Origin of the sequence: Rhodopseudomonas sp. BR0G17 (genome assembly GCF_010907025.1) — a bacterium.
Classification (GTDB): Bacteria; Pseudomonadota; Alphaproteobacteria; order Rhizobiales; family Xanthobacteraceae; genus Rhodopseudomonas; species Rhodopseudomonas palustris_H.
The window spans coordinates 1-470 of sequence record NZ_QUML01000132.1; the positions used below are offsets into that span (position 1 = coordinate 1).

Sequence of the window (470 nt, forward strand, 5' to 3'; positions counted from 1 at the left end):
GGGCAGGGGAACGGACATCGCGCTAGCCCGGAGGCTCTGCAAGCTGTGTCCGGCCGCGGCCGTTGCGGTCGTTGGACCGGACGTTTCGGAAATCATGCGCACCTCGCAGCAGGACGACGACTGTGCCGCAGCGATTTGACAGTTGGATGACAGCGGTGCCGCAGGAACGATCGACCGAAGCTCGCGTTGGGCGGGAGAGGAAGCCTCCTCACTCGCGATGGCATGGAGAGTACGGATATGGCTGGGACCAAGGACAAGGACCTCAACGACCTGTTCCTCGATACTTTGAAGGACGTCTATTTCGCCGAGAAGCAGATCCTCAAGGCGCTGCCGAAGATGGCGAAGGCGGCCACCTCGGACAAACTGCGCGCGGCGTTCGAGAAGCATCGCGACGAGACCGAAGGTCAGATCGAGCGGCTGGAGCAGGTGTTCGAACTGCTGGAGAAGCCGGCCCGCGGCAAGACCTGCGA

Annotated in this window: 1 protein-coding gene; it reads left to right on the forward strand. The window is 62.8% G+C overall.

Annotated features, from left to right (window positions below):
- Nucleotides 1-237 precede the first annotated feature (237 nt).
- On the forward strand, nt 238-470 hold a 233-nt coding region (locus DY467_RS25540; RefSeq protein ID WP_164639837.1), incomplete at its 3' end, for a YciE/YciF ferroxidase family protein.